General features: G+C 63.8%; 17 protein-coding genes. 12 read left to right on the top strand and 5 right to left on the bottom strand.

Features of this window, described 5'->3' with window-relative positions; genetic code table 11:
• Positions 1-50 precede the first annotated feature (50 nt).
• Genes F6X62_RS13820 through F6X62_RS13830 form a run of 3 tightly spaced genes read left to right on the top strand, consistent with a single transcriptional unit; the run spans position 51 to position 4,267 of the window.
• A complete protein-coding gene (locus F6X62_RS13820) occupies positions 51-1,343 on the top strand; it encodes a nitrate/nitrite transporter (RefSeq protein ID WP_153773852.1) in 1,293 nt (430 codons plus the stop codon).
• Positions 1,340-2,557, top strand: a complete 1,218-nt coding sequence (locus tag F6X62_RS13825) for a mandelate racemase/muconate lactonizing enzyme family protein (protein ID WP_153773853.1) — start codon at positions 1,340-1,342, stop codon at positions 2,555-2,557. The genes F6X62_RS13820 and F6X62_RS13825 overlap by 4 nt, the downstream gene beginning before the upstream one ends.
• 54 nt (positions 2,558-2,611) lie before the next feature.
• Complete coding sequence (locus F6X62_RS13830; protein WP_153773854.1) at positions 2,612-4,267, top strand: GMC family oxidoreductase; 1,656 nt, start codon at positions 2,612-2,614, stop codon at positions 4,265-4,267.
• Between the two features lie 100 nt (positions 4,268-4,367).
• On the opposite strand, the gene F6X62_RS13835 is transcribed toward F6X62_RS13830, so the two are convergent.
• The 3 genes from F6X62_RS13835 to F6X62_RS13845 are packed head-to-tail and all read right to left on the bottom strand — an operon-like array spanning position 4,368 to position 7,963.
• Positions 4,368-5,390, bottom strand: a complete 1,023-nt coding sequence (locus tag F6X62_RS13835) for a histone deacetylase family protein (RefSeq protein ID WP_153773855.1) — start codon at positions 5,388-5,390, stop codon at positions 4,368-4,370.
• Positions 5,390-6,631, bottom strand: coding sequence for a Zn-dependent hydrolase (locus tag F6X62_RS13840; protein ID WP_153773904.1), 1,242 nt, complete (start codon positions 6,629-6,631; stop codon positions 5,390-5,392). Before F6X62_RS13840 ends, F6X62_RS13835 begins: the two co-directional genes overlap by 1 nt.
• 27 nt (positions 6,632-6,658) lie before the next feature.
• Positions 6,659-7,963, bottom strand: coding sequence for an MFS transporter (locus tag F6X62_RS13845; protein ID WP_153773856.1), 1,305 nt, complete (start codon positions 7,961-7,963; stop codon positions 6,659-6,661).
• Positions 7,964-8,175: 212 nt separating this feature from the next.
• Between F6X62_RS13845 and F6X62_RS13850 the strand changes: the two genes are divergently transcribed.
• Both F6X62_RS13850 and F6X62_RS13855 read left to right on the top strand, forming a co-directional pair.
• A complete protein-coding gene (locus F6X62_RS13850) occupies positions 8,176-9,087 on the top strand; it encodes a LysR family transcriptional regulator (RefSeq protein WP_153773857.1) in 912 nt (303 codons plus the stop codon).
• A 217-nt stretch (positions 9,088-9,304) separates the two neighbouring features.
• Positions 9,305-10,240, top strand: coding sequence for a cyclase family protein (locus tag F6X62_RS13855; protein WP_153773858.1), 936 nt, complete (start codon positions 9,305-9,307; stop codon positions 10,238-10,240).
• A 36-nt stretch (positions 10,241-10,276) separates the two neighbouring features.
• On the opposite strand, the gene F6X62_RS13860 is transcribed toward F6X62_RS13855, so the two are convergent.
• A complete protein-coding gene (locus F6X62_RS13860) occupies positions 10,277-11,170 on the bottom strand; it encodes a LysR family transcriptional regulator (protein ID WP_054891435.1) in 894 nt (297 codons plus the stop codon).
• A gap of 147 nt (positions 11,171-11,317) precedes the next feature.
• On the opposite strand from F6X62_RS13860, the gene F6X62_RS13865 reads away from it, so the two are divergent.
• The 4 genes from F6X62_RS13865 (at position 11,318) to F6X62_RS13880 (ending at position 16,484) form a co-directional block, all read left to right on the top strand.
• Positions 11,318-12,397 carry a 4-oxalomesaconate tautomerase gene (locus F6X62_RS13865; protein WP_153773859.1) on the top strand — a complete coding sequence of 360 codons (1,080 nt, stop codon included), beginning with the start codon at positions 11,318-11,320 and terminating at the stop codon, positions 12,395-12,397.
• A gap of 56 nt (positions 12,398-12,453) precedes the next feature.
• Complete coding sequence (dctA, locus tag F6X62_RS13870; RefSeq protein ID WP_153773860.1) at positions 12,454-13,770, top strand: C4-dicarboxylate transporter DctA; 1,317 nt, start codon at positions 12,454-12,456, stop codon at positions 13,768-13,770.
• 95 nt (positions 13,771-13,865) lie between these two features.
• On the top strand, positions 13,866-15,170 hold the full coding sequence (locus F6X62_RS13875) for a CitMHS family transporter (protein ID WP_054891438.1): 1,305 nt from the start codon (positions 13,866-13,868) through the stop codon (positions 15,168-15,170).
• A gap of 60 nt (positions 15,171-15,230) precedes the next feature.
• Positions 15,231-16,484, top strand: a complete 1,254-nt coding sequence (locus tag F6X62_RS13880) for an OprD family porin (RefSeq protein ID WP_153773861.1) — start codon at positions 15,231-15,233, stop codon at positions 16,482-16,484.
• Positions 16,485-16,749: 265 nt separating this feature from the next.
• Here the strand turns inward: F6X62_RS13880 and F6X62_RS13885 are convergent, their stop codons facing one another.
• On the bottom strand, positions 16,750-17,205 hold the full coding sequence (locus F6X62_RS13885; protein WP_063545155.1) for a VOC family protein: 456 nt from the start codon (positions 17,203-17,205) through the stop codon (positions 16,750-16,752).
• A 181-nt stretch (positions 17,206-17,386) separates the two neighbouring features.
• On the opposite strand from F6X62_RS13885, the gene F6X62_RS13890 reads away from it, so the two are divergent.
• From F6X62_RS13890 to F6X62_RS13900, 3 genes are all read left to right on the top strand, one after another.
• Positions 17,387-17,791, top strand: a complete 405-nt coding sequence (locus F6X62_RS13890) for an ACT domain-containing protein (protein WP_153773862.1) — start codon at positions 17,387-17,389, stop codon at positions 17,789-17,791.
• Between the two features lie 71 nt (positions 17,792-17,862).
• The gene (locus F6X62_RS13895; protein WP_153773863.1) at positions 17,863-18,840 is read left to right on the top strand and encodes a D-2-hydroxyacid dehydrogenase family protein; all 978 of its coding nucleotides are present in this window, start codon (positions 17,863-17,865) and stop codon (positions 18,838-18,840) included.
• Between the two features lie 751 nt (positions 18,841-19,591).
• Positions 19,592-19,945, top strand: a complete 354-nt coding sequence (locus F6X62_RS13900) for a hypothetical protein (RefSeq protein WP_063545159.1) — start codon at positions 19,592-19,594, stop codon at positions 19,943-19,945.
• The last annotated feature ends 5 nt before the right edge of the window (positions 19,946-19,950 follow it).

A 19,950-nucleotide genomic window follows, 5' to 3' on the forward strand; every position in this document is an offset into this window, starting at 1 on the left:
TCCACCGCCCTGCGACAACCCCGACGACAGATCCGCCCACGAGAACAACAATGAAAAAAACAATAAACCCCGAGGCGCTCAGCGTGCCCAGCACTTCTGCCAACTTCTCACGCTACCTGCAACTGGCCCTGCTGGTGCTGGCCGCTGGCGCCATCTACCCGATGCTGTACCTGCGCCAGGTGTACCAGAGCACCATGCTCGAGGCGCTGTCGATCAGCAACAGCGAGCTGGGCTATCTGTACTCGATCCTCGGCACCGCCTTCCTGGTCAGCTACCTGCCCAGCGGCTGGCTCGCCGACCGCATTTCACCGCGCTTCCTGATTAGCTTTTCGCTGGTCGGCACCGGCCTGCTCGGCGTCTGGTACGCCCAGTTGCCAGGCTTCGAAGCGCTGCTGGCGATCTTCTGCGGCTTTGGCATCACCACCGGCCTGACCTTCTGGGCCTCGCTGATCAAGCGGGTCAAGATGATCGCGGGTGAAAGCGAACAAGGCCGCTTCTTCGGTGTGCTCGATGGCGGCCGTGGCCTGGTCGAGGCGCTGCTGGCGACCATCGCCATCGCCCTGTTCGCCCAGGTTGCCGACAATGCCGGTGGCAGCGCCGTGGGCCTGACCCGGGTCATCCACTTCTACGCCGCCTGCTGCGTGATCCTGGGCCTGGCGCTGATGCTGGTGCGCGACCCGCAGGTCAAGAGCAGCACCCCGCAGCCCCGCGAAAAGGCCAACCTGCTGCAGGACCTGCGCACCCTGATGGCGATCCCGGAACTGTGGCTGGTCACCGCCATCGTGTTCTGCGGCTACCACTTCTTCTGGGCCACCTACAGCTTCTCGGCCTACCTGCAGGAGGGCGGCTTCGGCCTCAGCGCCACCGCCGCCGGCCTGATCACCACCATCAAGCTGTGGATGCGCCCGCTGGGCGGCATCGGCGGCGGCTGGCTGGGCGACCGCTTCTCCAAGACCGGCGTGCTGGCCTGGGCCATGGTCCTCGCCGCCGTCGGCATGATCGGCCTGATCGTGCTGCCGAGCCTGCGGGTACTGGGCGTGCTGGTGTTCCTGGTGATCTTCATCGGCCTGATGACCTACGCCATCCGCGGCCTGTACTGGGCCATCCTCGACGACTGCCAGGTGCCGCTGCGGGTCACGGGCCTGGCGATCGGCATCATCTCCCTGGTCGGCTATTCGCCTGACGTGTTCCTGCCCCTGCTCAACGGCTGGATCATCGATCACTTCCCAGGCTTCCTCGGCTACCAGATCTACTTCTCCTACGTCGTGGTGATGGGCCTGCTCGGCGTCGTCGCCACCCTCATCCTGAACAAACGCATCAAGTCCAAGGCGGGCAAAGCATGAAGATCGTATCCCTGCAAACCCACGTGGTGGCCGTGCCACCGCCGCATGTCGGCGGCATGTACTGGCTGTTCGTCACCCTCAAGACCGACTGCGGCATCGAGGGCGTCGGCGAGATCTACGCCGCGACCTTCCATCCGCGCGCCATGGTGCCGGTCATCGAGGATGTGTTCGAGCGCTACCTGCTCGACCAGGACCCGCACCATATCGAGCGCTTCTTCCGCCGCGCCTACTCCAGCGGTTTCACCCAGCGCCCGGACCTGACCATGATGGGCGTGGTCAGCGGCCTGGAAATGGCCTGCTGGGACATCATCGGCAAGGCCGCGAACAAGCCGGTCTACGAGCTGCTCGGCGGCCAGGTGCACGAGCGCCTGCGCTCCTACACCTACCTCTACCCAGTCAACGCCCAGGGCGAGTACGACTACAGCGACCCAGACTTGGCCGCCGAATGCGCCGTGCAGAACATGCAACTGGGCTTCACCGCGCTCAAATTCGACCCTGCAGGTCCCTACACCGCGTTCTCCGGCCATCAGCTGTCGCTGGAGGTGCTGGAGCGCTGCGAAGCCTTCTGCAAGCGCATCCGTGAAGCGGTGGGCAACCGTTGCGACCTGCTGTTCGGCACCCACGGGCAGATGGTGCCGTCGTCGGCGATCCGCCTGGCCAAGCGCCTGGAAAAATACGATCCGCTGTGGTTCGAAGAGCCGATCCCACCGGGCCAGGAAGAAGCCATGGCCCAGGTCGCGGCCAAGACCAGCATTCCGATTGCCACCGGCGAGCGGCTGACCACCAAGTACGAGTTCTTCAAGCTGCTGCAGGCGGGCGGGGCGTCGATCCTGCAAATGAACGTCGGACGCTGCGGCGGCCTGCTCGAAGGCAAGAAGATCGCCAGCATGGCCGAGGCCTACTACGCGCAGATCGCCCCGCACCTCTACAACGGCCCGATCGGCGCGGCGGCGAGCTTCCAGCTGGCGGCCTGCACGCCGAATTTCCTGATCCAGGAAAGCATCGGCACCTGGGATGGCTTCCACGCCGAAATCCTTAAGAAGCCCCTGCAATGGGAGGACGGCTACATCATCCCTTCCCGCGAGCCGGGCCTCGGGGTCGAGCTGGACATGGACGTGGTACGCCGTTACTCGGGCTACCAAGGCGAGCGCCTGCACCTTCAGATGGCGCCGCATCCGGTCGACGTCAAGGACGTCTCGCCGGCCAAAGGTTGAGCGTCAAGCCGCCCCGGCCTCGGGGCGGCCCTCTATTCACAGGGTTAGCGATACATGAACGATTTTGACTACATCATCGCCGGCGCAGGCTCGGCTGGCTGCATCCTCGCCGCGCGCCTGAGCGAGTCGGGGCGCCACAGCGTGCTGCTGCTCGAAGCCGGCGGCAAGGACAGCTCGCCATGGTTCAAGCTGCCGGTGGGCTTCGCCAAGCTCTACTACAACCCCACCTTCAACTGGATGTACTACACCCAGCCCCAGGCCCATCTGGCCGGGCGCAACCTGTATGCGCCGCGCGGCAAGGTGCAAGGGGGTTCCGGTTCGATCAACGCGATGATCTACGTACGCGGCCAGGCTCATGATTTCGATGACTGGGCCGCCAGTGGCGCCGAGGGCTGGTCGTTCAAGGACGTGCTGCCGTATTTTCGCAAGCTCGAATCGCACCCGGCTGGGGCCAGCGAATACCACGGTGCCAGCGGGCCGATCGGCATCACCCCGATGAAGGGCCAGGCCCATCCGATCTGCGATGTGTTTCTCGAAGGCTGCGAGCAACTGGGCTACCCGCGCAGCGAAGACTTCAACGGCAAGCACTTCGAAGGCGCCGGCATCTACGACGTCAACGTGCGTGACGGCCAACGCAGCTCCAGCAGCTTCGCCTACCTGCACCCGGCGCTGGGGCGCCCGAACCTGCACATCGAGCATCACGCCTTGGTCGAACAGGTGCTGCTCGAGGGCAAGCGCGCGGTCGGCGTCCGCATTTCGCAGAACGGCGTAGCGCGCGAGTTTCGTGCCCGCCGCGAGGTAATCCTGGCGGCAGGTGCGGTGGACACGCCCAAGATCCTGCAACTGTCCGGCATCGGTGACCGCGCCCTGCTCGACCGGCACGGCATCGACACCCGCCACCACCTGCCGGCCGTGGGCAAGAACCTGCAGGACCACCTGTGCGTGAGCTACTACTACAAGGCCAATATCCCGACCCTGAACGATGTGTTCGGCTCGCTGTTGGGCAAGCTCAAGCTCGGCCTGCAATACCTGCTGACCCGCAAGGGGCCGCTGGCGCTGAGCGTCAACCAGTCCGGCGGGTTCTTCCGCAGCGATGCCCAACAGGCGCACCCGAACCTGCAGCTGTACTTCAACCCGCTGTCGTACCAGATTCCCAAGAACAACAAGGCCAGTTTGCAGCCGGAGCCTTACTCGGGCTTCCTGCTGTGCTTCAACCCCTGCCGACCGACCAGCCGCGGCGAAGTCCGCATCGCCTCGCGCGATCCGCGTGAGCCTGCGCTGATCGATCCGAACTACCTGAGCACCCAGAAAGACATCGACGAGGCCATCCAGGGCAGCCGTCTGATGCGCTCGATCATGCAGGCCCCGGCGCTGCGCGCGATCACGGTCGAGGAAGTGCTGCCGGGCCCGGCGGTGGACGACGACGCGAGCATGCTGCAGTACTTTCGCGAGAACTGCGGATCGATCTATCACCTGTGCGGCAGTTGCACGATGGGCAACGACCCGTCGACCAGCGTGGTGGATGCGCGATTGGCAGTGCATGGGCTAGACGGGCTGCGCATCGTCGATGCCTCGGTATTCCCCAATGTGACCTCAGGCAATACCAACGCGGCAGTGATGATGGTGGCAGAAAAAGGTGCAGACCTGATCCTCGAATCGGCCGAGCAAACGGCCCCGACCATGGTCGAGACTCAACGCCGCTCGGCCTGAGCGGCACCGGCCAATCGGGCGAGCTGCACAGCAGCTTGCCCGGTTTTGGCGAGCCAAAAAGCGACTTTACGCGGCAAAACAATCCATTTGGATGTCAATTTCAGCACCAGTCATCCATTTGAGCGAAGAACGCCTGGGCATTCGCTTCCAGGCTCTGCAGGTGATAGCCGCCCTCCTGCACGATCAGGCACGGCAGCCCCAACTCGCGAATCCGCTCGCCGAGGGTGGCGAAGCCCTGGGTCGTGACCGCCACCTTGCTCTGCGGGTCGAGTTCATAGATATCGAAGCCGAGCGACAGCACCAGCACCTCGGCATCGAAATCCTTCACCGCATCCAGGGCAATGCCCAGTTGCGCCATGAAATCCCCTTCGCTCGCGCTATGGGCCATCGGCAAGTTCAGGTTGTAACCCTCGCCCTCGCCCGTGCCGCGCTCGTCGGCAAAGCCGGCCACACCCGGGTAGAAGTTGGTGGGATCACCGTGCACCGAGACATACAGCACGTCGTTGCGCGTGTAGAAGATCTCCTGGATGCCCTGGCCGTGGTGCATGTCGGTGTCCAGCACTGCGACCTTGTGGTAACGCTCGCGCAATACCTGGGCGGCGACGGCCGCATTGTTGAGGTAGCAGAAACCGCCTGCAGCCTCGACGCGTGCGTGGTGCCCTGGCGGTCGGCACAGCGCGTAGGCCGCACGCTCACCGTCGAGAATCGCCCGTGCCCCGGCAACCGCACTCTGCGCCGACCAGTAGGCCGAGCGCCAGGTCTGCTCGCCCACCGGGCAACTGCCATCGGCCAGGTAGCGCGCGGCCTGGGCCAGGATGCCGCGCAAGGCGTTGGGTTCGCGCACGAAGATGTTCGACATCACTTCATCGCCCCAATCCTCGGGCACTTCTTTCCAGCGCGCGTGAGCCTCCTGAAGGAAGGCCAGGTAGGCCTCGCCATGCACCGCAGCGAGCGGCGCCAGGCCGGCATCCTGCGGTTGGCGGATGTCCATGTCCAGGTCGCGGGCCGCTTGCAGCAGGCGCTGAGCGCGCTCAGGGACTTCCTGGGGGGTGCGCATGGCACCCCGGGAGTAGTAGCTGCGCGGATGGTGCAGCAGTTGTTCGGGGTGGAAATAGCAGCGCATCAGGCCTCTCCTGGTTCGACACGGCCGGCACGGGCCAGCACGGCGTTGAGCAATACATCGGCGCCGTTACGGGCGTCCTCGGGCAGCACGTCTTCGGCTTCGTTGTGGCTCAGGCCGCCCACGCAAGGGATGAAGATCATGGCTGTCGGGCAGTAGCGCGCCAGCAGAATCGCATCGTGCCCGGCGCCACTGACGATCCGCTGCTGGGTATGGCCGAGGGCATCGACCGCGCGCTGCACCGTCGCCACACACTCGGCGTCGAACGGGGTGGCCGGGCTGACCCAGTGCCGCGTGACGCTCACCTGCAGCCCGCGCTGGGCGGCGACAGCCTGCAGCAACTCACCCAGGCCACGTTCCATGGCCTCGATGGCTTCGTCGCGGTGATGGCGCAGGTCCACGGTAAAGCGCACCACGCCCGGGATCGTGTTGCGCGACGCTTTGGCGATGGACAGTTCGCCCACCGTGGTCAGCCCTTCGGGAGCGAAGTCGACCGCCAGTTGCTCCACCGCCTGGATCATTCGCGCAGCGCCATACAACGCATCCTTGCGCAGGGCCATCGGCGTGGTGCCCGCGTGTGCCGCCATGCCCTGGACCGTCACGTCGAGCCAGCGAATCGCCTGACCGCCCGTCACCACGCCAATGCTCTTGGCATTGTCTTCCAGGATCGGCCCCTGCTCGATGTGCGCCTCGAAATAGGCGTCCACCGGCCCGCCCAATGGCCGCTCACCCGCATAGCCAGTGGAGGCCAGCGCCTCGGCGACACTGATGCCATCGGCATCGCGGATCGCCAGGGCCTGCTGCAGGTCGAGCACGCCAGTGAACACCGCCGAGCCGAACATCGCCGGGGTGAAGCGTGCGCCCTCCTCGTTGGTCCACACGGCGATTTCCAGGGGTTTGCGGGTCTGGATGCCGAGGTCGTTCAAGCGGCGCACCACCTCCAGGCCCGCCAGCACGCCATACACACCATCGAAGCGCCCACCTTCAGGCTGGGTGTCCAGGTGGCTGCCCATCATCACGGGCGCGGCCTGCGGGTCGAGGCCGGGGCGCCGGGCGAACAGATTGCCGATGGCATCCACCGACAGGCTCAAGCCAGCCTCGCGGCACCAACCGGCGAACAGCTCGCGGCCGGCCTTGTCGTCCTCGCTCAAGGCCAGGCGGCAACTGCCACCACGGGCGGTAGCGCCGACCTCGGCCATGGCCATCAGGCTCGCCCACAGGCGCTCGCCATTGCTTTTCAACATCATGGGTACTCCAGTCGAATCGGGATTTCAGGCCAGCTCGAGGCGCTGGCTGTGGGCATACTGGCGGGCCAGGGCCAGTACACAGACCAGCGAAATGCTGGCGATCAAGGTGTAGAACAGCGCCATCGGCCACCAGTGGCCGCTGAACTGATGGGCAAGCCAGGTGCCGATCAACGGCGTCAGGCCACCAGCGATGGCGCCGCACACCTGGTAGGCCAGGGAAATCGCGGTGTAGCGCACCCGTGTCGGGAACATGCCGCTGACGAAGCCGGCAATCACTGCGTAGAACGACGCCATGCAAGCCGCCGCCAGGGCGATACCGAGCACGATCAGCGGCCCCTGCCCCGAGCTGACCAGCACGAACATCGGGTAGGGCGAAGCCATCGCCAGCAGCGCCATCAGGGCAAGGAAGCGGGTGGCGCCGAGCTTCTCCGACAGCCAGGCCGCAACCGGCTGCACACAGAACTGGATGATCGCCACGAAGAACAGGCATTCGAGGATCAGCGCGCGCTCCAGGTGCAGCTGCTGGGTGGTGTAGCTGATCATGAAGGTGTTGGTGAAGTAGACGCCAGCGATGCCCAGCGTATTGGCACCGATGCACAGCAACAGCGGACGCCAGGCGGTACGCAGCACCTCCAGCACCGGCGCCTGCTCCTTGCGCTGGGCCTTGAGCGCCTGCTCGCGGCTGGCGATGAATTCCGGCGACTCGTTGACCCCCAGGCGAATCGACAGGCCCACCAGCAGCAGCAACGCACTGGCCAGGAACGGCAGGCGCCAGCCCCAGCTCATCAGGTCTTCTTCCGGAAGGCGGGTGACGGCGCCAAAGGCCAGCAGCGAGAGGATCAAGCCGGCCGGGCTGCCCAGCTGGGCGAACGATGCGAAAAAGGTACGCCGGCCCTTGGGCGCATGCTCGCCCGCCATCAACACCGCCCCGCCCCACTCGCCACCCACGGCGATGCCCTGGACGATACGCAGCAGGATCAGCAGCACCGGTGCGGTGGCGCCGATCTGTGCGTAGGTCGGCAGCAGGCCGATACCGATGGTGACGACGCCCATCATCAGCAGGGTGATGACCAGGGATTTCTTGCGCCCGATGCGGTCACCCACATGGCCGAACACGATGCCGCCCAATGGCCGGGCGAAAAAGCCCACGGCGAACGTGCCGAAGGCCGCCATGGTGCTGAACAGGCTGTTGTCGGAAGGAAAGAACAAGGCACCGAACACCAGGGCGGCGGCAGTGGCGTAGATGTAGAAGTCGTACCATTCGATCATGGTGCCGATGAACGCGGCGGCCGCGGCCCGGCGTGGCTGGGGCGAAGCGGAAGGCTGCATGGGGGTGGCTCCTTTGCTTGTTGTTCTGGCAGGAGTTGAGGGTCACGGTGGCGCTCTTTGGCGCTTGGTCTTGCTGCAAGGGTGGCCGTTTCGCGGGCAAGCCCGCTCCCACTGGCCCCTGCATGCCCTTGATTTATCGGCCCGGGGCTATGATTAGTCAATTTTCTATTTATTATTCGAACTATTAGACGCAATTATAATTCGAGCCCATCATGTCCGACCGCCTGCTCAACGACCGCCTCGACTGGAACCTGCTGCGCACCTTCCGCGTGATCGGCCAGGAACTCTCCATCAGCCGCGCAGCCGCTCGCCTGCACCTTACGCAACCTGCCGTGAGCCAGGCGCTCAAGCGCCTGGAAGAACAACTCGGCCGCCAGCTCATCGCCCGCCGTGGCCCACGCTTCGTGCTTACCGAAACGGGCGAGCAACTGTTCCAGCTCGCAGGCGAGGTGTATGGGCAGATGTCGCAGATCGGTGGGCTGCTGGAGCAGCCTGCTGACGAAGTGGTGGGCAAGGTGCGCCTGCTGATGATCAGCCGTATCGTCAGCGAGCGCTTCGACGACTTCCTCGCCGACTTTCATCGCCAGCACCCACGGGTGGAGTTGGAAATCGACGTCATGCGCAGCTCCGACATCGTCGCCGCCCTGCAGGAAAAGACCGCCACCGCGGGCCTGAGCCTGAACCGCCGTGCTCAACCGCGCCTGGAGCAACGCCTGTTCCTGCGCCAGCGCTATGCCTTCTTCTGCGGCAAGCACCATGCGCTGTTCGGCGCCCAGGAAGGCGACCTGCAACGGGAGAATTTCGTCAGTTTCACCAGCGACCAGATTGGCGGCATGCTCTCGCCATTGACCATCTTCCGCGACCAGCAAGGGTTTTCCGGCAGGATCGTCGCGTCCTCCCCGAGCCTTGAAGAAGTGCGTCGGCTGGTGATCGCAGGGTTCGGTATAGGATGCCTGCCCGAGCATGTGGTGGCCGCCGATGTGCAGGCCGGGCTGCTATGGAAGCTGGCGCCGCATGAAGGGATTGCCGATGTGGATATCCACCTGCTGTGGAACCGCGAGCAACGCTTGAGTCGGGCAGAGGGGGTGTTTATCAAGGCTTTGCAGCGGTGTCTGGAGGTGTGATTGTCGAGTGTTCTCAGGTAGGTGGACACCGTGATGGCAGGAGCAAGGGCCTCATCCAACAATCTAAAAGCCAGCTCAATTCCTGTGGGAGCGGGCTTGTCCCGCGATGGGCAACCCTGTTGACCCACAGGCAAAAGTGATTGTCCCGACCACTACTTTTTCCCAGGCCGCCCGCTGCCGAGAATCTCCCGACTGCATTTCACACCTCGGAGATTCCATGAAAGCGTTCAAACCCCTGCTCCTGGCCACCGCACTGGCCGCCACTGCGCACAGTGCACTGGCCGCCGACTGGCAAGCCTCGCCTTATGGCGCGCAGGATGAAATCGGCGCGGCCAACCTGCTCACCCCCGACGTGGTCAAGCAGGCCGCCGAATTGATCAAGACCGGCAAGACCTACCCCCTTGCCGTGCCGGTGAGCAAGGACCTGCCAGCCTTCCGCCACCGCAGCTTCCACCTCTACAACATCCAGCCCGGCGAACAGGCCGGCCAGACCCTCGGTCGCAACAAGTTCACCTTCAACGATGAACTGGTCAACGGCTGGACCGGCGTCGGCACCCAGCTCAACGGCATCGGCCATATCGGCATCGACAACGTCTACTACAACGGCAACAAGGCTGCCGATTTCGTCACGGTCGAAGGCGTGACGAAGCTTGGGATCGAAAAGGTACCGCCGATGGTGACCCGCGGCGTGGTGCTGGACATGACCGCACACTACGGCAAGGCCATCGTTCCCGGCGGCACCGCGTTTACCGTCGCCGACATACAGGCCGTGCTGAAAAAGCAGCACATCACTCTGCGCAAAGGCGATGTGGTGCTGTTCAACACCGGCTGGCTGGAATTGATCGGCAAGGATAACGCACAGTTTCTCGCCACCGAGCCCGGCATCGACCTGCCGGCTGCGCAATGGCTGGCCGACCAGGGCATCGTCGCCTTCGGCGGTGATACCTGGGCCTCGGAGGTGTATCCGAACCCCACGGGCGAAGAGTTCCCGGTCAACCAGTTCATGCTGGCCAAGCGCGGGATCTACAACCTCGAGCTGATCGACACTCGGGCGCTGGTCAAGGACAAGGCCTTCGAGTTCATGTTCGTGCTTGGCCAGCCGCTCTACAAAGGTTCGACCCAAGTGAACATCAATCCGGTGGCGATTCGCTGACCGAGGCGCAACAGCCCGCCCTGTCTACAGGGCGGCTCACACGTTCGGCCACTGCTCCAGCAGGATCGAGACGAATTTCTCCGCCGCTGGCGACAATGAAGCGCCGCGGCGATACACAAGGCCCAGCGTGCGGGTCACCTCGGGCTCGATCAGCGGCACGCTGACCAGGGTCGGGTGATCGGCCGCCGGCATCGCCAGGCTCGGCATCGCCGACACCCCCAACCCGGCCTCGACCATGCCCAGCGAGGTCGACAGATGCTGTACCTCGTAGAACCACTTTGGCCGCAGCCCCAATCCCGACAGCGCGTGGTCGAGCAGCATGCGGTTGCCGCTGAGTCGCCCTACCCCGATCAGCCGGTGCTCGGCCAGTTCCGTCCAGCTCACCGACACGCGCCCAGCCAGCACATGGTCGCGCCGACAGGCCAGCACGAACTGCTCCTGCACCAGTGGAACGAACTCGATGTCCGGGTGCTGCCCGCTCATCATGTTGATCCCGAAATCGGCCTCGCCACGCAGCACCGCCTCGAGGCCATCGTTGGCACTGAGGTCGAGCAGGCGAATGCGAATCTTGGGGTACTGTTCGTTGTAGAGGCGAATGACCGAGGGCAGGAAGTAGAACGCTGCGGTAGGGATGCAGGCCAAAGTTACCTGCCCGGTCTGGCGCTCGGCCAGCTCGCGAATGCTCAGGATCGAATCCTCGAAATCGTCCAGCAGGCGCCGGGCCTTGGGTAGAAAGTCACGCCCGACACTGGTCAGTCCGACGCGCCGCGTGGTGCGTTCGAGCAAGGGTGTCCCAAGGCCGTCCTCGAGCTTCTTGATGCGGCGGCTCAAGGCTGGCTGCGACAAATGCAAAACCTCTGCTGCTTCGTGGAAGCTACCCAGTTCGGCGATTTTCACGAAAGATCGTATGTCTTGAAGCTCATATTCCATGCTGATTCTCTTTCAGACACTGGCCGACAATTTATGTGTATAGCGCAATAATAGCTACGATATTTGCATTGGATTGATTTATCCACCCCTGTCACTCTTGTTCCATACACATCAATGATGTCCATTGATCAACAAGAGCTAGACTTCATGCAACGAATTCCTTGTGTGCTGATGCGCGGCGGGACCTCCAAGGGCCCCTTCTTCCATGCCTGGGACTTGCCGTCCAATATCGTCGAGCGCGACGAGATGCTGATCGCCCTGATGGGCTCGGGCCATGAACTGGAAATCGACGGCATTGGCGGCGGCAGTCCGCAGACCAGCAAGGTTGCGATCATCAGCCCCTCACTGCACCCCGATGCCGATGTCGATTATCTGTTCGTGCAGGTGATGGTCGCCGAGCGCCGTGTCGATACTGCGCCCAACTGCGGCAACATGCTTTGCGCGGTCGGCCCCTTCGCCATCGAACAAGGGCTGGTCAAGGGCAACGACGGCCAGACGCTGGTCCGCATCCGCAACCTCAATACCGGCACATTCGTCAACTCGCTGGTACAGACGCCTGGCGGGATCGTGCGCTACGAGGGCCGTACCGCCATCGACGGCGTTCCTGGGACCGCGGCCCCTGTGCACCTGACATTCCTCGATGCCGTCGGCAGCAAGACCGGCAGCCTGTTCCCCACTGGCCAGTCCCAGCAGGTGATCGATGGCGTACCAGTCACCTGTATCGACATGGCCATGCCGATGATGATCGTCGACGCCCGTCACCTGGGGCTTGAGGGCAGCGAGAGCCCGCCTCGACTGGACGCCGATGCAAAGCTGCTCAAACGCCTCGAAGCCCTGCGGCTGAAGGCCGGCCGGGCCATGGGCCTGGGAGATGTAAGCAACATGGTGATCCCGAAGCCGGTCGTGGTATCCGCACCACGCTTCGATGGCACTCTGCAGGTTCGCTACTTCATGCCGCACAGCTGTCACCGCGCGCTGGCGATCACCGGTGCGATCGGACTGGCCACTGCCTGTGTCAGCCCCGGCACAGTGATCGGCGACCTGCTCGGTGAACAGGCCCTGACCCTGCGTGAGGTACGTCTGGAGCATCCAAGCGGGGCCATCGACATCGCCCTGTCGCGCTCCGGTGCCGATGGCCAGACACTGCAAGCCTCGGTGGTACGCACCGCACGCCGATTGTTCTCGGGGTTCGTCTACGCACCGTCCACGCGGCGACTCGCGGGCTAAGCCCGATCCAGCTCCATCCAGCGCATCCGCACAACTTCAATAATGGGTGATGCCTTATGAAACTCATGAAATCGCTGTACTTTCAGATTCTCTGCGCCGTCCTGCTAGGCGTGGTGATCGGTCACTTCTGGGGGCAACAGGCCGTTGCGCTCAAGCCGCTGGGCGATGCCTTCATCAAGCTGATCAAGATGATGATCGCGCCCGTGGTGTTCTGCACTATCGTCACCGGCATCGCCGGCATGACCGACCGCCGTTCGCTGGGTCGGTTGATGAGCAAGACCTTGTTACTGTTCCTGGTGTTGACCGTGGTCAGCCTGATCATCGGCCTGGTCGCGGTGTACCTGTTCCGTCCAGGCGTGGGCATGAACATCGACCCGGCGACCCTCAGTACTGCGGGCCTGAGCCAATACACCACCTCCGCCGCCAAACTGGGCGTGGTGGACTTCTTCATGCATATCATCCCCGAGACCTTCATCGGTGCCTTCGACAAAGGCGAAGTGCTGCCGGTGCTGTTCATCGCCGTGCTCTGCGGTTTCGCCCTCTCAGCCATGGGCGAATCCGCAAGGCCGGTGCTGGAGGTGCTGGAGTCCGCGTCGCAGATGGTGTTCCGCATCTTCGGCTACCTGATGCGCTTCGCCCCGATTGGTGCCTTCGGCGCACTGGCCTTCACCGTCGGCCAGTACGGCATCACCTCGCTCGGTGCCTTGGCCAAGCTGATCGGCACCTTGTACATCGCCTGCGCCTTCTTCGTCATGGTGGTGCTGGGCGGCATCTGCCGGGCGCATGGCTTCAGCCTGTGGAAGCTGCTGCGCTACCTGCGCGAAGAGTTCCTGGTGGTGTTGGGGACCTCGTCCACGGAGCCGGTGCTGCCACGCATGCTGGAAAAGCTCCAGGCTCTTGGCTGCAAGAAAGGCGTGGTGGGCCTGGTGCTACCGACCGGCTACTCGTTCAACCTCGACGGCACCGCGATCTACCTGTCGCTGGCCGCGGTGTTCATCGCCCAGGCCTGCAACATCGACCTGAGCCTCGGCCAGATCCTGACCATGCTGGCGATCATGCTGCTGTCGTCCAAAGGGGCTGCAGGTGTTACCGGCAGCGGCTTCGTCGCCTTGGCTTCGACCCTCACGGTCATCCACGACATCCCGCTGGCCGGCCTTGCACTGCTGATCGGTATCGACCGTTTCATGTCCGAGGCGCGAGCCCTCACCAGCCTGGCGAGCAACGCGGTGGCCACCGTGGTCATTTCGTTGTCGGAGAACGCCTGCGACCGTGAAACGCTCATGCGCACCCTGGCCAGCGGCAAAGCCGACACCCCGGCCGAGCAGGCCTGGCAGCCTACCCAGGCTGCAACCCCACCCCATCGTACTCACTGACATTCACCTCACTTGATCCCCCGCCTCGGGCGGGGGCTGGCGGACGCCTGCGCGCCAGGCGACCATGACGACAATAAAAACAAGAGAAACGACCCATGCTTGCACTCCTTGGCCTGGTCATGGTGGTGACCTTCACCTACCTGATCATGAGCAAACGCCTGTCACCGATCGTCGCACTCACCGTGGTGCCGATCGTCTTCGCCATCATCGGCGGCTTCGCCCCGGACCTGGGCAAGATGATGCTCGACGGCCTGAAAATGGTCGCACCATCGGCTGCCCTGTTACTGTTCGCCATCCTGTTCTTCGGCCTGATGATCGATGCCGGCCTGTTCGACCCGCTGATTCGCAAGATCCTCAAGCGGGTCAATGGCGACCCGATCAAGATCGCCATCGGCACCGCGCTGCTGTCGTTGCTGGTGGCCCTCGACGGCGACGGCACCACCACCTACATGATCACCTGCGCGGCGATGCTGCCGCTGTACAAGCGCATCGGCATGAACCCGATGATCCTCGCCACCATTTCCATGCTGTCGCTGAGCATCATGAGCGGCATGAGCCCCTGGGGCGGCCCGGCGACCCGCGCCATCGCCGCACTTGGCCTGGATGCGACCGAATACTTCATCCCGATGCTGCCGACGGTGATCGGAGGTGCCGCCTGGGTGGTATTCACCGCGTTCCTGCTCGGTCGTGCCGAACGCCGACGCATCGGCAACGTGGCGCTGGAGTCCGGGGGCGGCAACTGCTACATCAAGGAGATCCTCGGCGATAACCCGCACAAGCGCCCACGCCTGGCCTACGTCAACCTGGTGCTGGTCATCATCGTGATGAGCGCCCTGGTCATGGGCCTGATGCACGCCGCGATCCTGTTCATGATTGGCTTCGTCGCCGCACTGATGATCAACTACCCGCAGCTCGAGGTGCAGAAAGCACGCATCCTCGCTCACTCCGGCAACGCCATGACCGTGGTGCTGCTGGTGTTCGCAGCGGGCATCTTCGCCGGCATCTTCTCCGGCACCAAGATGGTCGATGCGCTGGCCCAGACGCTGGTGGACTGGATCCCGGAGGCCTGGAGCCACTGGTTCCCGCTGGTGGTGGCGCTGACCAGCATGCCGCTGACCTTCGTGCTCTCCAACGATGCCTACTACTTCGGTGTGGTGCCGATCCTGGCCAACGCTGCGGCAGCCTACGGCATCGATCCGGTGGAGATCGCCCGGGCCTCGGTACTCGGCCAACCGGTGCACCTGATGAGCCCACTGGTGGCTTCGACCCTGCTGCTGGTGGGCATGGTCGACCGCGACATCGGCGACTTCCAGAAGGCCACGGTGAAATGGGCGGTGTTGACCTCACTGGTGATCACCGCACTGGCGCTGCTCACCGGCGCCCTGTCGTTCTTCGTCTGAACCGCTGCGCGGCGCCCACTGGCGCCCGCCTTCTGCGCGTCCCACATTAGAGTACCGATCATGTCTCGAATCGTTCTGCGAGGGGCCGGCTGTGCCCTGCTCTGCGGTTGCATGCCTGTTGTCGACGCTGCCGGTTTCATCGACGACAGCACACTGAAGCTGCAACTGCGCAACGTCTACTTCAACGAGAATTTCCGTGACGAACAGGGCATGAGCAGCCGCGCCGCCGCCAACGCCAAAAGCGAGCGAGTGGAATGGGCGCAAGGCTTTCTGCTCGATTATCAATCCGGCTATACCCCGGGTGTCCTGGGGCTTGGCATCGACGCATCGGGCCTGGTTGGCGTGCGCCTGGACTCAGGCCCCGGACGCAGTGGCACCGGCTTGCTGCCGGTACACGACGACGGCCACGCCGCCGAAGAATTCGCCAGCGCCGGCGTCACTGCCAAGGCACGCCTGGGCAAGACAGTCGTCAAGCACGGCACACTGCTGCCCAAGACACCCGTACTGGTCTACAACGACGCCCGCCTGCTGCCGCAGACCTACCAGGGCAGCCAACTGGTCAGCAACGACCTTGACAACCTCACCCTCACGTTCGGGCATCTGGATCGCTTCAAGCAGCGCGACTCATCGAACAGCACCGGGCTGTTTGTGGACGGCTACAGCGGTCGTGAATCCGGCGATTTCAGCTACGGCGGCGCCGACTACGCGGTCAGCAAGCAACTGCGCCTGAGTTATTTCCACGGTGAGTTGAGCGACTTCTACCGCCAGGACTTCGCCGGCATCCAGCATGACCTACCGCTGGCCGGTGGCACACTTGCCAGCGACCTGCGCTATTTCAGGAGTCGCGACGAGGGCGCGGCTCAGGCCGGACGCATCGACAACCACATGCTCAGCGGGCAACTGACCTACAGCCACAGCGGCCATGCCTTCGGCACCGGCTACCAGGTGCTGCGCGGCGACGCCGGCCTGCCCTACATCAGCGGCGCGACCGTGTATTCGTTCAGCAACGTCGGTATCGGAAAATTCATCGAGGAAGACGAGAAGACCTGGATGGCCAGCTATGCCTACAACTTCGCTGCCGCAGGGGTGCCGGGACTGACCTTCATGACCCGCTACCTGAGTGGCGACAACCACCGTTCAGGCGAAGACGGGTTGCGCGAATGGGAGCGCGACGCGGAACTGGCCTACGTTGTGCAATCCGGACCGTTCAAGGGGCTGGGTGCCAAACTGCGCAACTACGTGTACCGCTCGGATTTCGCCCGTGGCCGCGATAGCAATCGGCTCTACCTGACCTACGATATCGTGCTTTGGTGACCGGTGCCGGTATCGATCGATACCGGCAAATCACGCTTCGGCCAACGGCACACGGCCCTGGTAACGCCGTTCGAAATCTTCTGCCAACTGCGCCAGGGTCACGCCCCCCAGGCGCTCGAGCAGCAGCGCCAGACGGGTGTCGTTTCTCATGGGTGGGCAGTCGTCGGGACAAGTGCGTGGATTATCGCTCGACACCGCCAAGGTTACGAGACGCTTCGCCTATCGCCCACTGATCTTGCGGTGAACGACCGAGTTCGACAGTGCCTCAGGCAAACACCTCTTCGATAAAGCGCTCCAGCCCCTCGGCCTCGAGGATCTCGATCGAAAAGTGCCCGAACTGCTTGGGCAGCCAGATGATCCGCCCGCCTCCCGGTGCTTGCAGGTCATTTCGGGCCAGCGGGTTGCCATTTTCGTCCTCGGGCTGAACACCTTGTGCCATCAGCTGGTCGTACACCACCTCGATGTCCGGGGTCGAATAGCAATGGCGGTAGATGGTGCCCTCGCCCTGGGTCTCGAGCAGCGTCTTGAGATTGCCTGCCAGCGGCTGGACCAGCATGAAACGCTCCGCCCCCATCAGCACCACGGCGTAGCGCACATGCAGCCCGCCGCGCTCCCAGACCTGGGTTTTCGAGATCCGCGCTCCGAGTATCCGTGCGTAATAGGCGCACGCGGCCTCGAGGTCGCTCACCAGTACATCGACATGACTGAATTTCAGATCCATTGCTTGACTCGCTTTGCGGGGGAACAGCCTGGCGCGAAAGGGGAATCAATCTCCCACGGGCCGCAACCCCGCGTCCATCGTTGTTTACATAAGCCAGGCTAATCGGCCATCAGCAACATTCGCTCAACTGATCAGTACCGGCCAGGCACACTGGCAAACTTTTCAGACACAGAGCTCCCCCATGTCAGGCGAAAAATCCATCACCGCGCTGCTGCGCGGCATGAGCCCCAAACTCAACCCCGGCGAATACGTGTTCTGCACCGTGGCCGACAGCGCAGCTTTGCAGGGCAGCGAAGTGCTCGGCAGCTTCCGCGAGCAGGAAGGTCTGACCGCGATCCTCGAACGTTCACGCGCCGATGCGCTGGGCCTGGAGTACAGCTTCGTCGCGGCCTGGATCACCCTGACCATACACTCCGCGCTCGATGCCGTCGGCCTCACTGCGGCCTTCGCCAGCGCACTTGGGGAAGCGGGCATCAGTTGCAACGTGATCGCCGCCTATTATCACGACCATATCTTTGTCGCCAGTGACGACGCCGCACGGGCGATGGCCGTACTCCAGGCGCTGTCGCGCGGTGGCGATACCTGAAGAGGGCTCGTGCACCGCTGGCGAATTCGGCTATCGTCTGACCTCCCCCAGACCCGTTCGGACCGCCGCACATGCACATTGTCATCCCCGACGACTACCAGAATGTGATCAGCACGCTCGACTGCTTCGCCCGCCTGGGCAAGCACAAGGTCACTGTGCTCCACCAACTGCAACCGGCCACCGAGGACCAGCTGGTGGAGCGCTTCGCCGATGCCGACGCGCTGGTGCTCACCCGCGAACGCACGCGCATCGACGCGGCGCTGCTCGACCGGTTGCCCAAGCTCAAGTTGATCAGCCAGACCGGCAAGGTATCCAGCCACCTGGACCTGGCTGCCTGCACCGCACGCGGCGTTGTCGTGACCGAAGGCCGCGGCTCGCCGGTAGCGCCGGCTGAGCTGGCCTGGACGCTGATCCTCAACGCCCGCCGTCAGTTAGTGCCGGCCATCGATGCCTTCAGGCAAGGGCGCTGGCAGGTCAACCTGGGGCAGGCCCTGGCGGGGCAGACCTTGGGGATCTGGGGATACGGCAAGATCGGCCAACGCCTGGCGCGTTACGCCCAGGCCTTCGACATGCCGGTGCTGGTGTGGGGCAGCGAGAGCAGCCGCGCAGCTGCCCAGGCCGATGGCCACCGGGCTGCAGCCTCGCGCGAGGCGTTCTTCGCCGAAGCCGACATTGTCAGCCTCAACCTGCGCCTGTCCGACAGCACTCGCCACCTCGTGACCGGCGATGACCTGGCACGCATGAAGCCCGATGCCCTGCTGGTGAACGTCAGCCGCGCCGAGTTGATCGCCCCGGGTGCCCTGCTCGCGGCACTGAACAATGGACGCCCGGGCTTTGCTGCCCTGGATGTGTACGAGAGCGAACCGCTGCTCGACCCTGCCCACCCCTTGCTCCAGCACCCGCGCGTACTGTGCACGCCGCACCTGGGGTACGTGGAGAAGGCGGGTTACGAGCTGTACTTCGGTGATGCTTTCGACAATGTGCTGGCGTTTTTCGAGGGTGCGCCGATGAACGTGGCCAACCCGGATGCGCTGGGGCGCGGCCGCTGAACACAGCCTGGACTTGCCGCTCGCGCCGCGATAAAGAGCTAATTCCTACAGCGGACTACTCCACGTCCGACAGAGAGTCATGACCGCAGGGAAATACCCTACGCAACCTGTCGACTCCCGTCTGATTGTCCCGGGGAAGCCTGGCCCATAGGCTTCCCCGGTCGCTGGTGTTCAGCGACCGGGTGTGGAAACCCGAAGAGTATTCAGCGTTGTGTCGTTATGGCAGCTATGCGCGGGAGGCCCTGTGCCTACCGAGCTTTCCTGAATGCTCTCGGGTTTCCACCCCGCGTATGGCTGCCACCCTTTCGTGTGGAAACGGATGGTGCAGCACTCACTGCATTCAGGAAATCACATGAAAAAAATCGTTCCCGACCCACCCGAAAATCTTCTCCGCAAAGTTGATGAGTGCCAGCATGCGCAGCCTTGAGATCGCGCTCGGACAGGCAGATGCCCTGGTCGGAGCATTGCGGCAAGTACCAGGATCGGGGTTCGGCGCCGTTCACTGAACCGCCCGGCATCAAAGGCCAGCCCGGATCTCTGTAGGAGCGGGCTCGCCCGCGAACACGGGCGTAGCCCGTGCCATTCACCGCAGTGCCCTTTTCGCGGGCAAGCCCGCTCCCACAGGGATTGGGCTGGCTTTTGGATTTTGAACAAGGATTGGGCTGGCTTTTGGTTTCGAAGCGAGCGGCCAGCCTGGCGCAGACACATTTTGTTAATGTTCCCCTAACGCAATTCCCGCTAGACTCGCGCCATGTCCGCCACCCTGCGCCGCCTGATCATCCTGCTTTTGATGCTCTCGCTTCCCCTCTCCGGGATGGCGGGCATCGAATCGCCTGCCGAACCCTGCCCCATGCAGGCCATGGGCATGAGCATGATGGCGGGGATGGACCATGACTGCTGCCAGGACCAGGACAGCGGCAAATCCTCCTCGCAGCACGCCTCCAAGGCCTGCAAGGCCGGCCAAGAGTGCAAGACCGCCACCACCTTGCAGGTCAGCCTCGCGACACCTGCCCTGACCTTCGCCACCCCACGCCCCTCCGACAGCTACGCCCACAGTCTGCTGTCGCGCGCACCGCCTGATCGCTGGCGTCCTCCGCGCGCCTGATCCCT

The sequence above is a fragment of the Pseudomonas sp. MNR3A genome (assembly GCF_009650575.1).
Taxonomy (GTDB): domain Bacteria; phylum Pseudomonadota; class Gammaproteobacteria; order Pseudomonadales; family Pseudomonadaceae; genus Aquipseudomonas; species Aquipseudomonas machongensis.

Excerpts from the sequence above, each read along its gene's own strand:
- F6X62_RS13830 (WP_153773854.1), top strand. The coding sequence starts at position 2,612 with ATGAACGATTTTGACTACATCATCGCCGGCGCAGGCTCGGCTGGCTGC.
- dctA (WP_153773860.1), top strand. The coding sequence starts at position 12,454 with ATGAAACTCATGAAATCGCTGTACTTTCAGATTCTCTGCGCCGTCCTG.
- F6X62_RS13835 (WP_153773855.1), bottom strand. The coding sequence starts at position 5,390 with ATGCGCTGCTATTTCCACCCCGAACAACTGCTGCACCATCCGCGCAGC.
- F6X62_RS13880 (WP_153773861.1), top strand. The coding sequence starts at position 15,231 with ATGTCTCGAATCGTTCTGCGAGGGGCCGGCTGTGCCCTGCTCTGCGGT.
- F6X62_RS13820 (WP_153773852.1), top strand. The coding sequence starts at position 51 with ATGAAAAAAACAATAAACCCCGAGGCGCTCAGCGTGCCCAGCACTTCT.
- F6X62_RS13855 (WP_153773858.1), top strand. The coding sequence starts at position 9,305 with ATGAAAGCGTTCAAACCCCTGCTCCTGGCCACCGCACTGGCCGCCACT.
- F6X62_RS13890 (WP_153773862.1), top strand. The coding sequence starts at position 17,387 with ATGTCAGGCGAAAAATCCATCACCGCGCTGCTGCGCGGCATGAGCCCC.
- F6X62_RS13900 (WP_063545159.1), top strand. The coding sequence starts at position 19,592 with ATGTCCGCCACCCTGCGCCGCCTGATCATCCTGCTTTTGATGCTCTCG.
- F6X62_RS13840 (WP_153773904.1), bottom strand. The coding sequence starts at position 6,631 with ATGTTGAAAAGCAATGGCGAGCGCCTGTGGGCGAGCCTGATGGCCATG.
- F6X62_RS13850 (WP_153773857.1), top strand. The coding sequence starts at position 8,176 with ATGTCCGACCGCCTGCTCAACGACCGCCTCGACTGGAACCTGCTGCGC.
- F6X62_RS13825 (WP_153773853.1), top strand. The coding sequence starts at position 1,340 with ATGAAGATCGTATCCCTGCAAACCCACGTGGTGGCCGTGCCACCGCCG.
- F6X62_RS13885 (WP_063545155.1), bottom strand. The coding sequence starts at position 17,205 with ATGGATCTGAAATTCAGTCATGTCGATGTACTGGTGAGCGACCTCGAG.
- F6X62_RS13875 (WP_054891438.1), top strand. The coding sequence starts at position 13,866 with ATGCTTGCACTCCTTGGCCTGGTCATGGTGGTGACCTTCACCTACCTG.
- F6X62_RS13895 (WP_153773863.1), top strand. The coding sequence starts at position 17,863 with ATGCACATTGTCATCCCCGACGACTACCAGAATGTGATCAGCACGCTC.
- F6X62_RS13865 (WP_153773859.1), top strand. The coding sequence starts at position 11,318 with ATGCAACGAATTCCTTGTGTGCTGATGCGCGGCGGGACCTCCAAGGGC.
- F6X62_RS13860 (WP_054891435.1), bottom strand. The coding sequence starts at position 11,170 with ATGGAATATGAGCTTCAAGACATACGATCTTTCGTGAAAATCGCCGAA.
- F6X62_RS13845 (WP_153773856.1), bottom strand. The coding sequence starts at position 7,963 with ATGCAGCCTTCCGCTTCGCCCCAGCCACGCCGGGCCGCGGCCGCCGCG.